Annotated in this window: 13 protein-coding genes; 3 read left to right on the top strand and 10 right to left on the bottom strand. The window is 72.6% G+C overall.

The window, feature by feature from the left end:
• Positions 1 to 60 precede the first annotated feature (60 nt).
• The 3 genes from AB0I04_RS32550 (at position 61) to AB0I04_RS32540 (ending at position 3,373) form a co-directional block, all read left to right on the top strand.
• Positions 61 to 1,665: an acyl-CoA carboxylase subunit beta gene (locus AB0I04_RS32550; protein WP_360893097.1), complete on the top strand. Its 1,605-nt coding sequence runs from the start codon at positions 61 to 63 to the stop codon at positions 1,663 to 1,665.
• Between the two features lie 10 nt (positions 1,666 to 1,675).
• Positions 1,676 to 1,891 (top strand): acyl-CoA carboxylase subunit epsilon, encoded by a 216-nt coding sequence (locus tag AB0I04_RS32545; RefSeq protein WP_360893095.1) that lies wholly within the window; start codon positions 1,676 to 1,678, stop codon positions 1,889 to 1,891.
• A 288-nt stretch (positions 1,892 to 2,179) separates the two neighbouring features.
• Positions 2,180 to 3,373, top strand: coding sequence for a hypothetical protein (locus tag AB0I04_RS32540; protein ID WP_360893092.1), 1,194 nt, complete (start codon positions 2,180 to 2,182; stop codon positions 3,371 to 3,373).
• A 21-nt stretch (positions 3,374 to 3,394) separates the two neighbouring features.
• On the opposite strand, the gene AB0I04_RS32535 is transcribed toward AB0I04_RS32540, so the two are convergent.
• From AB0I04_RS32535 to AB0I04_RS32490, 10 genes are all read right to left on the bottom strand, one after another.
• Positions 3,395 to 6,457 carry a hypothetical protein gene (locus tag AB0I04_RS32535; RefSeq protein WP_360893090.1) on the bottom strand — a complete coding sequence of 1,021 codons (3,063 nt, stop codon included), beginning with the start codon at positions 6,455 to 6,457 and terminating at the stop codon, positions 3,395 to 3,397.
• A gap of 66 nt (positions 6,458 to 6,523) precedes the next feature.
• Complete coding sequence (locus AB0I04_RS32530) at positions 6,524 to 6,943, bottom strand: Tad domain-containing protein (protein ID WP_360893087.1); 420 nt, start codon at positions 6,941 to 6,943, stop codon at positions 6,524 to 6,526.
• A gap of 17 nt (positions 6,944 to 6,960) precedes the next feature.
• A complete protein-coding gene (locus AB0I04_RS32525) occupies positions 6,961 to 7,428 on the bottom strand; it encodes a TadE family protein (RefSeq protein ID WP_360893084.1) in 468 nt (155 codons plus the stop codon).
• The gene (locus AB0I04_RS32520; RefSeq protein WP_360893081.1) at positions 7,425 to 7,847 is read right to left on the bottom strand and encodes a TadE/TadG family type IV pilus assembly protein; all 423 of its coding nucleotides are present in this window, start codon (positions 7,845 to 7,847) and stop codon (positions 7,425 to 7,427) included. Before AB0I04_RS32520 ends, AB0I04_RS32525 begins: the two co-directional genes overlap by 4 nt.
• Positions 7,848 to 7,854: 7 nt before the next feature.
• The gene (locus AB0I04_RS32515) at positions 7,855 to 8,076 is read right to left on the bottom strand and encodes a hypothetical protein (RefSeq protein ID WP_252841020.1); all 222 of its coding nucleotides are present in this window, start codon (positions 8,074 to 8,076) and stop codon (positions 7,855 to 7,857) included.
• A 41-nt stretch (positions 8,077 to 8,117) separates the two neighbouring features.
• A complete protein-coding gene (locus tag AB0I04_RS32510; protein ID WP_360893077.1) occupies positions 8,118 to 9,032 on the bottom strand; it encodes a type II secretion system F family protein in 915 nt (304 codons plus the stop codon).
• On the bottom strand, positions 9,029 to 9,994 hold the full coding sequence (locus tag AB0I04_RS32505; RefSeq protein ID WP_360893074.1) for a type II secretion system F family protein: 966 nt from the start codon (positions 9,992 to 9,994) through the stop codon (positions 9,029 to 9,031). Before AB0I04_RS32505 ends, AB0I04_RS32510 begins: the two co-directional genes overlap by 4 nt.
• On the bottom strand, positions 9,991 to 11,292 hold the full coding sequence (locus AB0I04_RS32500) for an ATPase, T2SS/T4P/T4SS family (RefSeq protein WP_360893071.1): 1,302 nt from the start codon (positions 11,290 to 11,292) through the stop codon (positions 9,991 to 9,993). The genes AB0I04_RS32505 and AB0I04_RS32500 overlap by 4 nt, the downstream gene beginning before the upstream one ends.
• Positions 11,273 to 12,166, bottom strand: a complete 894-nt coding sequence (locus AB0I04_RS32495; protein ID WP_360893068.1) for a hypothetical protein — start codon at positions 12,164 to 12,166, stop codon at positions 11,273 to 11,275. The genes AB0I04_RS32500 and AB0I04_RS32495 overlap by 20 nt, the downstream gene beginning before the upstream one ends.
• Positions 12,166 to 13,032, bottom strand: coding sequence for a hypothetical protein (locus AB0I04_RS32490; protein ID WP_360893065.1), 867 nt, complete (start codon positions 13,030 to 13,032; stop codon positions 12,166 to 12,168). The genes AB0I04_RS32495 and AB0I04_RS32490 overlap by 1 nt, the downstream gene beginning before the upstream one ends.
• Positions 13,033 to 13,456 lie beyond the last annotated feature (424 nt).

Here is a 13,456-nt window from a genome sequence, read left to right as displayed (position 1 = left end):
TCCCACGGAGATCGTGCCCCTCGTGGAACCGCGATCGGCGGGCTGGCTACCCTGGCGTTCATGGCCACGCAAGCGCCCGAGCCCCTGCCCGCGGACGAGATCGACATCCACACCACTGCGGGCAAGATCGCCGATCTGGAGCGCCGCCGGTACGAGGCCGTCCACGCCGGCTCCGCGCGCGCGGTCGAGAAGCAGCACGCCAAGGGCAAGATGACCGCCCGCGAGCGAATCGACGCGTTCCTCGACGAGGGGTCGTTCGTCGAGTTCGACGAGCTGGCACAGCACCGCGCGCACGGCTTCGGCGTCGAGAAGAACCGCCCGTACGGCGACGGCGTAGTCACCGGCCACGGCACGGTCGACGGCCGCCCGGTCGCGATCTTCTCGCAGGACTTCACGGTCGCCGGCGGCTCGCTCGGCGAGGTGTTCGGCGAGAAGATCGTCAAGGTCATGGACCACGCGCTGAAGACCGGCTGCCCGGTCATCGGCATCAACGACTCCGGCGGCGCCCGCATCCAGGAGGGCGTGGTCGCCCTCGGCCTGTACGCCGAGATCTTCAAGCGCAACACCCACGCGTCCGGCGTGATCCCGCAGATCTCCCTCGTCATGGGCCCCTGCGCGGGCGGCGCGGTCTACTCCCCCGCCCTGACCGACTTCATCGTCATGGTCGACCAGACCTCGCACATGTTCATCACCGGACCGGACGTCATCAAGACGGTCACCGGCGAGGAGGTGACCTTCGAGGACCTCGGCGGCGCGCACACTCACAACACCAAGTCCGGCGTCGCGCACTACCAGGCCTCCGACGAGCAGGACGCCGTCGAGTACGTCAAGACGCTGCTGTCCTACCTGCCGTCGAACAACCTGTCCGACCCGCCGGCGTACGACACCCCGGCGCCGCCGGAGATCACCGACGAGGACCTCGAGCTCGACACGCTGATCCCCGACTCGCCGAACCAGCCGTACGACATGCACACCGTCATCGAGCACGTCCTCGACGACGGGGAGTTCCTCGAGGTCCACGCACTGTTCGCGCCGAATATCGTCTGCGGGTTCGGCCGCGTCGAGGGCCGGCCGGTCGGGATCGTGGCCAACCAGCCGATGCACTTCGCCGGCACGCTGGACATCGAGGCGTCCGAGAAGGCCGCGCGGTTCGTCCGCACCTGCGACGCGTTCAACGTGCCGGTGCTGACCTTCGTCGACGTGCCCGGCTTCCTGCCCGGCACCGACCAGGAGTGGAACGGCATCATCCGGCACGGCGCCAAACTCCTGTACGCCTACGCCGAGGCCACCGTGCCGCTCGTCACGGTGATCACCCGCAAGGCGTACGGCGGCGCGTACGACGTCATGGGGTCCAAGCACCTCGGCGCGGACATCAACCTGGCCTGGCCGACGGCACAGATCGCCGTCATGGGCGCGCAGGGCGCGGTCAACATCCTCTACCGCCGCGAGCTGGCCGCCGCCGAGGACCCGGACACCCGGCGGGCCGAGCTCATCACCGACTACGAGGACACCCTCGCCAACCCCTACATCGCCGCCTCCCGGGGCTACGTCGACGCCGTGATCAAGCCGTCCGAGACGCGGAGCCAGGTCGTCAAGGCGCTCCGCGCGCTGCGCGACAAGCGCAAGACCCTGCCGCCCAAGAAGCACGGCAACATCCCGCTGTAGGAGAGGATCCATGAGCGAGCGCCCCTTCCTGCAGGTGGTGCGCGGCGACGCGTCACCGGAGGAGATCGCCGCGCTGGTCGCGGTGCTGACCGCCCGCGCCCGGGCCGCCGAGGCCGCCGGAGCGACACCCCCGCCCCGCCGGTCCGCGTGGGCGGACCGTTCCCGGCAGCTCCGCCGTCCCCTCCCGCACGGCCCCGGCGCCTGGCGCACCAGCACCCTCCCGTAAACGGTCCAACGCCGTCTCAGGCGAACACGGCGCTCCGACAGGACACCTCATTCCTCAAAGAGGAACGAGACATCGCGTCCATCGTCCATGCCGCGCTCGATGAGGTCGTCGAAGTCGTCCGGGAACGGAGGGCCGGACACCAGGTAGTGGCGAAAGCTCATCTTCTTCCCCTCCTGTAGCGGTGTGCGTCCATGCCGGGCTGGGTGCGCATGCTCGTTCGAGCCGATGGCAACCTCTTCGTGATTATCCGCTCACGATCCGCCCTCAACCGGTTACAGTCGGGCAGCTATGGAGGGGTGTAGACCGGCGGCGCGCGGCCGGATCGTGGTCGCCGTGGTTCTGGCCGTCGGATGCGCGATCCTCGGCGGGTGCCGGTCGCCGGTGCCCTTCCGCGGGCGGCCGGGGCGTGACTCCCCCGTGCTGGCGCTCGGCGGGCCCGCGCCGTACATCCGGCCTCGTGTCACACCCTCGCCTTCGCTGGACCGGCGTAGCGCGTCCGACCGGCGCACCGGCGTCTACGCCGCGACCCAGGCGGGCATGCTCGGCCCCGTTGCCCGGCGCCTGCCGCCCCGGCTGTACGTCCCGGTCGCCGGCGGCGCGGTGATCGACGTCATCGACGCCCGCACGTACCGCCTGCTCCACCGCCTCCCGGTCGGCCGCGCGCCACGGCAGGTCGTCCCGTCCTGGAATCTGCGGACGCTGTGGGTCACCGAGGCGGCGGGGCTCGTGCCGATCGACCCGCGGACCGGCGGCCTCGGCCGTACTGTGCCCGTCGCGAACCCCGTGGACCTCTACTTCACCCTCGACGGCCGGGACGCCCTCGTGCTGGGCGCGCGGCCGGGACGTCTCCAACTCCGCGACCCGCGGACCATGCGGCTCCGGTCGGCCGTCCGCCTGCCCTGCCCCGACCCGGCCGGCGCCGACCTGTCCGCCGACGGGTCCACGCTGCTCGTGGGATGTTCCGGATCGGGGTGGCTCGTCCGCGTCGACCTGATCCGGCACCGGGTCACGGGCACGCTCCGGCTCGCGGCCGGATCGCGACCGCGGGACGTCCGCCTGTCTCCGGACGGCGCGACGTTCTACGTCGCCGACGCCGGTCGCGGCGGCGTGTGGCTGGTCGACGCCCAACGCTTGCGCACGGACGGCTTCATCGCCACCGGACGCGGCGCGGACGGGCTCTCCCCCAGCCGGGACGCCACGACCCTCTATGTCACCGGGACGGGGGCCGTCTCCCTGATCTCGTTCGCCGAGCGCCGCGTGGTGGGCCGCTGGCGCGTCCCGGCAGCGCCCGACATGGGCGGGGTGTCGGCGGACGGCCGGGTGCTTTGGCTGTCCGCCGGGGCGGCCGACATGGTCTTCGCCGTGTCCACGCGGACCGGGCGGATCCTCCACCGTCTCCCGGCCGGTCCGTCCCCGCACGGGCTGTGCGTCTTCCCGCAACCCGGCCGGTTCTCGCTCGGGCACACCGGCATCTACCGGTAGCGCACAGCCCGTGTGACGTGCTCAGCCGGCTCCCTCGGCGACGCTGCGCCACTGGGGGACCAGTTCCTCGACCAGGGCCTCGGTCTCGGGCTGCATCTGGGCGGCGAACGGGTCGGCGCTGACACGTTCGCTCAGCTCTTCCACGACGCCGCGGACCGCGGCGTGGTCGCCGGTCGCGTGGGTGGCGCGCAGAAGATCACGCCACAGGCCCTCGTCGTCCACCGCGAGCCGCAGTCCGGCACGGGCCGCGGACACCGCGCCCCGGGCGTCGCCGTCGTCGAGTCGCATGAGGACGAGCCGGTGCGCGACGTCCGCGATGCGCGCGGTCGCCTCGTACTCCAGGTCCTCGGCCGCCAGCCAGCCGTACCGGCCGCGCGGGCGACCGTCCATGAGCGGGCCGCGTACGAGGTCGAGGGCGTACGTCAGGTAGGCCGTCTCGGAGACGGGTTCGGCGGCCGACCGCCAGACGAGCCAGCGGAACATCTCCCAGTCGACCCGGACCTCCGATCCGAGCCGGATCCGGCCGCGCTCGTCGTGGTACAGGTTGGGGCGGCCGCGTGAGTCGAATCCGAGCCAGTCGGCGACGCGGGCGACCGTCGCGTCGCGCACCGGCGCGGCCACACCGCGCGGCCACACCGCGCCGCCCAGCACGGTCGGGTGCACGCCTTCGGGATGCGTCGCCAGGTAGACCAGGGCCTCGGTGCACAGCGCCCGGCGGCTCTCCTCCACGACGCCGGGCGCGTCCACCTCTACGGGGCCCAGGAGCCGGATGTCGACCGTCGGCCGGGTCTCTCCCATCGCGGGCGGCACGGCCGGCTCCGCGTCGATGCCGCCGTACGGGACGCCTTCCACCCGCCCGGCGGTACGGAACAGCTCGACGACCGCCCGATAGTGCTGCTCGGGGACGAGCTGCGCCTCGACGTCGAACCCGAGGACCCCGGCGCGGAGCCGCCCGTCGGGTGTGACGTCCCAGGTCCACGTCGCACCCGGCGTCTCGCCCGCGACGAGGTACCCGGCCGCCATCCGCTGGCCGGTACGGGCCAGGGCGACCAGGCGCTCGGCCTCCTCGGGCGTCGGCGGGTCGGCCATGATCAGGTAGTGCGGCATCCACGCCTCGCCGAACACGCCGCGGCAGCGGCCGGTGAGAACGGAGTCCGCGCCCGAGGCCGCCAGGGCCTGCCGCACCTCCTCGGTGCGGCTCTCCAGTTCCGGCAGCGCCTCGGCGAGCGTGGCGACGGCGCGGATGCGATCCGGGGCGATCAGCGACAGCTCCTCGCCGAAGCCGACCAGCGTGATCCGCATATGGTCGGACCAGCGGTTCGTCGCCAGCTCGACCGCCACGGCGGCGAGCGCGGCGCGGCGGATCTCGTCCGGGCCGTGCAGGGAGATCAGGCCGTGCGCGGTCTCCAGGTCGACGAGGATCCGGCCGGTGTCGTTCGTGCCGATCGAGACCAGTCCCGGGTACGGCGCGAGGACGTCCGCGAGGTCCGCGGTGGGCAGCCCGTCGAGGGCGCCGGCGTTCAGCCGCCAGACCTGCCCGTTGTCGTACTCCTCCCACGGCGCGGGCGGGTTGCGGTCGGCGGGGGCGATCCACAGGTCGAGGCTGTCGGTACCGAGGTGCACCCCGTACACGGTGGGCAGCGTGCGCCCTTCCGCGGCGAGGGCCTTCGACATCTGCCGCAGGCCGAGGTCGAGGAGGCGCGTGGCGTCGGTGTCCGCGCCGATGCGCAGCGCCTGCTCGGCGAGCGCGGCCTCCCCGTCCGGCCGGGCGATCCTGGTGCCGAACGCCCGCCGCCACAGCTGCTCGCGCCGCCGCCGGCCGAGCACGGCGAGCAGCCCGGCGGCGAGCAGCGATGCCACCGCCAGTTCCTCGGGCCACCCGAACGCCGGCAGGTGCGAGGGCCGCTCGGCGGGGGACTGCGACGGCTGCCGCGGTGACTCGGGGTGGGCGGGGGCCGGCCGCTCGGCGCGCGGCGACGCGTGGGCGGGCGGTGACGCGTGGGCGGGCGGCCGCGCGGACGGTGCCGTGCCCGTCGGGTGCGGCGCGGGTGCGGCCGGTGGGCGACCGGTCTCCTGGCCGGGGCTGCCGGGACCCTGACCGCCCTCCTGGGAGCCGGTGCCGTGTCCGTTCTGCGAGCCGGTGCCCTGACGGCCCTCCTGCTTCGCGTGCTCCTCCCGCGCCTCCTCGCGCGCCGCCCGCCGGGCTGCCTCGATCGCCTGCTTCTCGGTGTTGACGGAGCCGTGGTGATGGACCCCGCCGGGGACCTCCGAGTGCGGCACCCCGTGCTCGTGCTGCCCGTCGTGCGGGCCCCGGTGGACGACCTCCACGTGCGTGGCGTCGGCGGGCATGTCGAGCACCCAGCCCGGGCGGATCAGGCTCGCCATGGTCAGCCGGGTGCCGTCCGGCTGCAGCTTGCCCTTGTTCAGCGTGTAGATCTCGCGGTAGCGGCGGCCGTCGCCGAGGCACTTCTCGGCGATCTCCCAGAGGCTCTCGTGGTGCCGTCCCTCCGGGGGGCGGACCCGGTAGATCTTGCGGACGGCGTTGTGCTCCATGGGGGCGGGCGCGTCGGAGTCCGGCTCCGGCGCCTGCCGGGTGACGGCTTCGGGGCGTTCGGCCGGGCGCGGCTGCTGGCGCGGCGGCGGGTCCTTGACCTGGACGTGCGTCGCGCGAGGCGCGGTCAACGCCGGTACGACGACGGTCGTCGCGGTGAACAGCAGCAGCGCGGCGACGACGAGCCGATGCGCGACCGCCTGCGGGCCGCCGGCGAACGGCACCCGGGCCGGCACGCCCACCCCGCGGATCCCGGCGTACACCTCCACGATCACGCAGGCGGCCAGTTGCACCCACGCCAGCCACACGACGAGGACGAGGATGCGCATCAGCGCGGTGGTGTCCAGGCGCTGCGTGAACGTCTCCATCGACGGCATCCGGCTCGGAATCGGCGAGCCGAAGAAGGTGAGCAGCGCGAACGGGACGCCGGCGAGAAGCGCGGCGATGGCGGCGAGCGCGAGCACGCCGACGACCACGTCACCGGGCCCTCGTCCGCGGTCGATCCGCGCGGGCTGCCGCCGTATGGCGCTCATGCGCCCTCCTTGACCAGGGGCGCTGTGCTCATGCTTCGCTCGCTCATCGGTCGCGCACCCTTCTCATCAGATCCCCTCCTGAGGGTGAGCGGTCGCCGCGGACGTCATCGTGAAGTCGCTGAAGCCGGGGACGATCGCGAGCAGTTGAAGCCGGACCTTGATCTGCACGACGACCCGTGCGGTCCGGCCGCCCTCGATCTGGCACTTGGCCCGGCCCGTCACCTCGGGATAGGTGGCCACGAGGCGTTCGGCGCGGGCGCAGGCCGCGCGCGGGTCGGTGATCCGCGCCTCGCCGGTCTGCCGCAGGACGCCCTGGTCCACCTCGTCGGCGGCGGCGAGGGCACCCTGCTCGGCGATGTCCGCGGCGCGCTGGCGGGCGTGGATCGCCAGGCCGCCGTCGACGACCAGGCCGGCCAGCACGATGACGAAGAGGGCGAAGATCGTGGTGAACATCGCGACCGTCCCCCGGTCGCGGCCCTCGTCCACCGCCCTACGCCACCGGGTCAATCGATCCTCCGGAGCGTGTCGAGGGGAGCCGTCGCCGTACCGACCATGGTCTTCGAGGCGGACAGGCCGATCAGCGACAGGCCGCCCAGGTCGATGTCGCACCGCACCGTGACGGAGACCTGGCCGCCCTGACGCCAGTCACGGAAGTCGGGGTCGACCTGCGGCCCGCCCTGGCACCACTTGTTCCCGCTCATGGTCGCCTTCGCCGCGTTGTCCGCGTCGACCCGCGCGCTCCCACGGTCACGGGCGACCGACGCGGCCCGCGCCGCGTCACGGGCGGCGCCGTCGACCTGGCTCTGTGCCTCCACGATCCGGCCGAGCCCGACCATCAGCATCATGAACGCGACAAGGATCGGCGTCAGCAGCACGAGCTCCAGCGACATCGTGCCCGCGTCCCCGCGCGAGGCCTCTGCCGTGCCGGTGGTCGACCGCGGTCGCGGCGTCGTCGTCACATGGGTGCTCATGGGCGCGGCTGGTCCCCGCAGGCGGCACCGGTGCCGACGTCGGGCCGGTAGCACTCGATCGGTCCGCCCGAGCGCTGGCTGACGTGGAAGGTGAGGAACGGCACGACGCGCACGGCCGTACCGGTGACGACGACCCAGCGTTGGTTCTGGTCGCCGCCGGCCTGGGGCGTGACGCCGCTCAGCAGTTCCGGGCCGATCTGCTGGACGTACTCGCGCGCCTTCGCCTCCGACTCCCCCTTCCAGTCGCCGCTCCCGCTCTCGCGCGCCACCCGGGCGCCCGACTGCGCGGCGGCGAGCGCCACGTGCCGGGCGTGGTAGACCATCGCGAACTGGACCACCAGCAGGATGACGAGCAGGAGGACCGGGGTCAGCAGCGCGAGCTCCAGCGTGCTCGCGCCACGATCCGTCCGCCTGTCCATCGGGTGGTCACTTGGTCTTGATGTCGTTCGCGGCGGACCGGACCTTGCGGTAGATGACGACGCCGACGCCGAGCGCGATCATCGCCAGGAGGCCGGTGATGATCGCCCACTCGATCGCCGAGGCCCCGCGGGAGCGCTCGGTGTCGTCGCGGAGCCGCTGGATGCGCAGCTGCACCGACGACCAGACGTAGGCGACAAAGGGATCGTTCATCGGATTGAGCGACTGCATGGCACTCCTTGCGCACAGCGGGGGATTTGTGGAGATCGACGTCACGCGGCCATCACCCGCATCACCGCCGGATAGGCCAGGAAGATCAGGAAGCCGGCGCACAGCAGGAGCTGCGCGACGAGCATGGACTGGGAGCGTTCACCGGCGCGGCCCTCGACGTCCGACAGTTCGCGGCTGCGCATGCTCGCCGCGCGGGCGGAGAGCGACTGGCGCACCTTCGCTCCGTCGTCGGCGACCAGGGCCAGTGCGGCGGCCAGGTCGCGGAGCTCGTCGACGCTGACCTCCTCGCCCAGCCGGCCGAGTGCCTGCCAGGGCGTGATGCCGGTGATGCGGGCGTTGGACAGGGCGTCGCGGATGCGGCGCATGGTCCAGCCGTCGCCGACGTTCGCCGCGGTCGTGAGGGCCTCGGGGACGCCGCGCCCGCCCGCGAGGTTCATCGCGACGAGGTCGAGGAAGGCGCTGACGGCGTGCCGGAAGTCCCGGCGCCGCGCCGCCGCCTCCTGGCGCAGCTGAAGATCGGGCAGCAGGAAGAAGATGAGGGCGAACAGCAGGCCCACCCACACCGGCACGGCCACCGCGACCCGCAGGCCCAGGACGGCGAAGTAGCCGACGAGGATCGGGATGAACACGATCGCCGCCGCGGACAGCAGGAACTTCGTGGCGAGGAACGCCTCGAACGACCGGTCCAGCAGGGCGAGGTCCGCGCGGGCCGAGCGCTGTTGCCATCCCCGGGCCTCGTAGAAGGCCGCCAGGGAGCGGCCGACCTGGGCGCGCAGCCCGGGGAAGCGGCCCGAGTCGCCGGACGCGCTGCGCTCGGGCTTCGTCTCCCTGCGCCGGCGGGCGGCGTCGAAGGCCGCGAGGCGTGCGGCCAGGCCCGGCCGTGGCGGGAACAGGGCGCGGAACAGGAGGTATCCGCCCAGCCCGAAGAACGCTCCGGCCAGCAGCGCGATGGTCATCGGGTGCCTCCCTTGACCGTGGGGTTGGGGCCGGTCCCGGTACGGCCCTGCCAGCGGGCGACCGTCTCGGGCACCTCGCCGGGCACGCCGGGCCGGTCGGTGTCGGACCCGCCGAGGAAGCGCTGCGGCATCTCGTACTTGGCGAGCCTGCGCAGCCAGACGAATCCGGCGGCGAACAGCCCGACGACCACGGTGAGTACGAGCTGGCCGACGAATGAGTCGTACATCTTCACGTAGGACCGGTTGAAGACGGCCAGCAGCAGCGCCGTGCCGACCGAGACGCCGACGACGATCTGGACGCTGCGGCGTGTGGTGCGGCGGTTCGCCTCGACGCGGCGGCGCATGTCGAGCTCGGCGCGGGCGGACGTCGAGAGCGCCCCGAGCATGTCGCGCAGGCCGGGGCCGCGCAGCCGCGCGTTGAGGATGAGCGCGGCGACCACGAGGTCGGCGGACGGGTCGTTCAGCTCGTCACCGAACCCGCGGAGCGCGTCGGCGAGCGGGACACGGGTGTGGAGCCGGTCGACGAGGGTCCGTACGTGCGGCTCCAGCACCGGAGCAACGGCCCGCAGGGACGACGGGATGGCCTGCTCGAGACCGACGGCGCCGGCGATGGTGTCGCGCAGTGACTCGGTCCAGGCGGCGAGCGCCTCGAGCCGGGCCATCGCACGGCGCTCCTCGGCGGCGCCACCGCCGATGGTGTTCCAGCCGAGGACGAGCAGGCCGCTGCCGAGCGCGGCGACCGGCCACCGGGTGACGATCAGGGTGGCGACGCCGGCGATGACCGCCAGCGCCGTACGCGTGCTGAGCGTACGGACGAGCTCCTCGCGGCTGCGTCCGGACGGCCGGCCCGGGTGGGGCCGCACGCCGCGTATCGCGACGACGAGCAGGAAGACGCCGCCTCCGATCATCGCGCCCGCGAGGATCGCCGGAAGCGTGGCGACGTCGGCGAGACCGCCCGTCACCAGGAGACCCCGAGGGCCGGGTCGTAGCCGAAGGGCACGAGCTCCTGGGCGCAGGCGATGGGTGCGGCGGGCACGGCGGTGCCGTCCGGGCCCGGTTCGAAGATCTCGCTGGACAGGACCCGGCCGTCGCAGCCGGTGACCTCACGGATGCTGGAGACGAAGCGGCGCAGCCGCCCGCCGTGGACGTAGTCGTTGCGCTTCTCGATGAAGATGACGAAGTCGATGGCACCTGCGATCAGCATGTGCGTGGCCTCGATCGGCAGCCGCTCGTCGGACTGCAGGGCGTACGTCGCGATCCGGTTGAACACCTCCCACGAGGAGTTGGCGTGGATCGTGGACAGCGAGCCGTCGTTGCCCTGCGTCATCGCGTTGAGCATCGTGACGATCTCGTCGCCGAGCACCTCACCGACGATCACGCGGGAGGGGTTCATGCGCAGCGAGCGGCGGACGAGCTCGGCCATGGTGATCGTGCCCTGGCCCTCGGAGTTCGGCAGCCGCTCCTCGAGCGCGACGGCGTTGGGGTGCAGCTCGGGAAAGTGGTCGAGGCCGAGCTCCAGCGCGCGTTCGACGGTGATGAGGCGTTCGTTCGTCGGGATCTCGTTGGCGATGGCCCGCAGGAGGGTCGTCTTCCCGGCGTTGGTCGCCCCGGCGATCATGATGTTCTTCCGGGCCGCGACCGCCGCGTGCAGGAACAGGCCCATCTCGGTGCTGAGCGTGCCGTTGCCCACCAGGTCGGACAGGAACACCTTGCCCAGCCGGGCCCGGCGGATCGACAGCGCGGGCCGTACGGTGACGTCCATGACGGCGGACAGCCGGGACCCGTCGGGAAGCCGCAGGTCCAGCTGCGGGTTGGCGGAGTCGAACGGCCGGCTGGACAGCCCGCTGTAGGCCGCCAGGATCTGGATCAGCTCGACGAGCTCCTCGTCGGACTCGGCGACCGGTTCGCCCATGGCCTCCCGGCCGTCGGCGTATCCGATGAACACCCGGTCACAGCCGTTGACGTCGATGTTCTCGATCTCGGGGTCCTCGAGCAGCGGCTGGAGCCGGCCGACACCGAACAGGGCGGCGTGCACGCCGGCCGCGAGCTGCTCCTCCTCTTCGGCGTTCGGCGGGCGGCGACCGGCGCCGATCTCCGACCGGGCGTACTCCTCGAGGACCTGCCCGATCAGGGCGCGGGCGAACTGCCGCTCGTCCTCCGAGCTCATGGGCGCGATGCCGTTGGCGGCGTCGAGGCGGCGCTGGTCGGCGAGCCGCCCGCCCACCTCCTGCCGCAGTCGCTTAACGAGACTGTGATCCACTAGCCGCTCCCTGCCCCTCGCGGCCCGTCTCCGGGCCGCCCGCGGCCCGCGCGGCGAGCCCGCCCGCGATCTGCCGGGCCGAACGAATCAACAGTGATCTGTCAAGCCTTCCGCCCCATCGCCCCCTCAGCATTTCAGCACCCTTGGGATCCAGCGCGAAACCCCCCAGAACGCTCGCGGGCAATTTGGCATTGGAAATGATCCGGCCGACCTCGGTGAGTGAGGTGCGGTATTCGCGGGGATCGGCCACGACGACCACACCGATCGGCGGCGCAGCGTGGCCACCGAGTTCCGATGCGAGGGAATTAATGCGTTCACGCAGGTGAGCGACGTGTTCAAGGGTGGCGCGGGTGAACAGGACGATGGTGGACGCCTCGCGGAGCAGATCGGTCGTGACCGATCCGGCGCCCAGCCGCCCGCAGTCGGCGACCACGTCGACCGCGGGCGCGGGCGGGGTGGTGGCGGGCGGACCGCCGTTGACCGGTGGAGCCGTGTCCCGTACGTCCCCGGGAGACCCGGGGACGGTGAGGTCCGCGAACGCGCGGCCGAGGGGCCCCCACAGCCAGGTGAGCCCCTGCGCCTGCTCGGCGTTGGTGAGGCCGACGAGCACGTCCAGGCCACCGACGAGCCGCTGCGTGTGCTCCCAGATCTGCTCGGCGCGCAGCCCGCGCCGCGCGGTGGCGGCCAGACTCAGCATGCCGCGCGCGGGGTTCAGCATGCCGCCGTCCTCGCCGGGCAGCCGGTAGACCAGGTCGCCGCCCGCCTGGTCGCACTCGGCCAGCAGCACCGGACGCGGCCAGACCGCCGCGATCGCGACGGCGGCGGTCGTGACTCCCGGAGCTCCCTTGTCCGCCGCCAGGACGATGAGCGCCATCAGGGCTTGCCCGTCGAGCCGCCGTGCGAGGTGCCCGCCGTGGGCCGGCGTGAGGTGTGCTGAGGGGTCGGCTCGCGCCCGGTCGGCTGCTGCTCCGTCGTCGACTGCTGCGGCGTCGGGGGGACGGCCGTCTGCGGGGCGGTGGACCGCGCCCGCTTTCCCGACGCCTGCTCGCCGGGCGCGAGGACGGCGACCGCCACCGCGCCCGCCGACGCGGCCTGGGTCACGAGCGGCGCCTCGTCGGTGGGCACGGTCACCGACACCTGGACCTGGTCGCTCTGGACGTCGTTCTGGCCGGGCTCGGCGACGTCGTACACCATCGCCGCGGGCGCGAGGACGGCGCCGGCCTGGATGCCGGTCTGTCCCTGCACCGCCACGGAGTACACCGCCACGCGGTCGCCCGGGTGCAGGCCGCCCGCCGGAAGCTGCCCGGGCTTGAGGGCCAGCCCGACGACGACGGTGCCCTTGGCCGCCGAGGCGCCGGTGCTGATCATCCCGTTGGTCAGCAGCGAGCCCTTGACGAGGGTGACGGTCGCGTACGTCTCGGTGACCCTCGCGCGGTCCCGCCACGGGATGTAGTCGAGGCCGCCGGTCGCCGAGACCTGAACCTCCTCCAGCGCGGACGCCGGGATCCGCTGGCCCGCCGCCACCGGCTGGGCGACCCGGATGACCGGGACCCGCTGCCCGCTGGCCATCACCAGATAGGCGCTGACCAGCGCACCTCCGACGATGAGCAGGACGGCCAGCGCCGCCATCGCCGGCTTGCGCTCCCGGGGTGGTACGGGAATCCGGTGGCCGGCCGCCACTGCGAGCGACGGCCGCCCGGAGGTGTCGGCGACGCTCTTGCGATCACTGCTCGTCGTCACTGGCTGCTCCGCCAATTCGGGGGATTGCGGACTGTCGGCGTTGACGGGTACGCGGCGAACCATCGTTCCGCCCTTACCGCCTGGCGTCAATGCGGCAACGACAGATTGTTTCGGTCACGGATGTCACCAACTAGTAAGGCGATCAAGCGCTCACTCGGCCTGACCCGCTGGAGAGACCCCGGCACCCTCTCTATCCTGGTCCGGCAGACGGCGAATCCGGAGGGGTAATGCGAATCTCGCTCACGGTGATGACCGATCACGGTCCCCGTGACGTCGTGATCAACGGTGATTCCGATATGACGGTAGAAACCGTTGCGAGATCACTTATTACGGCGCTGAACACCGAGCCGGTCAAAGAGGCCCTCGCGGAAGTCGTTCACCTACCAAGCGCACGCTGGGTAACGGAATCCGCGCCGCCTCTCTG

Origin of the sequence: Actinoallomurus sp. NPDC050550 (assembly GCF_040655075.1) — a bacterium.
GTDB lineage: Bacteria > Actinomycetota > Actinomycetes > Streptosporangiales > Streptosporangiaceae > Actinoallomurus.
This window is presented reverse-complemented; position numbering and strand designations above follow the sequence as displayed.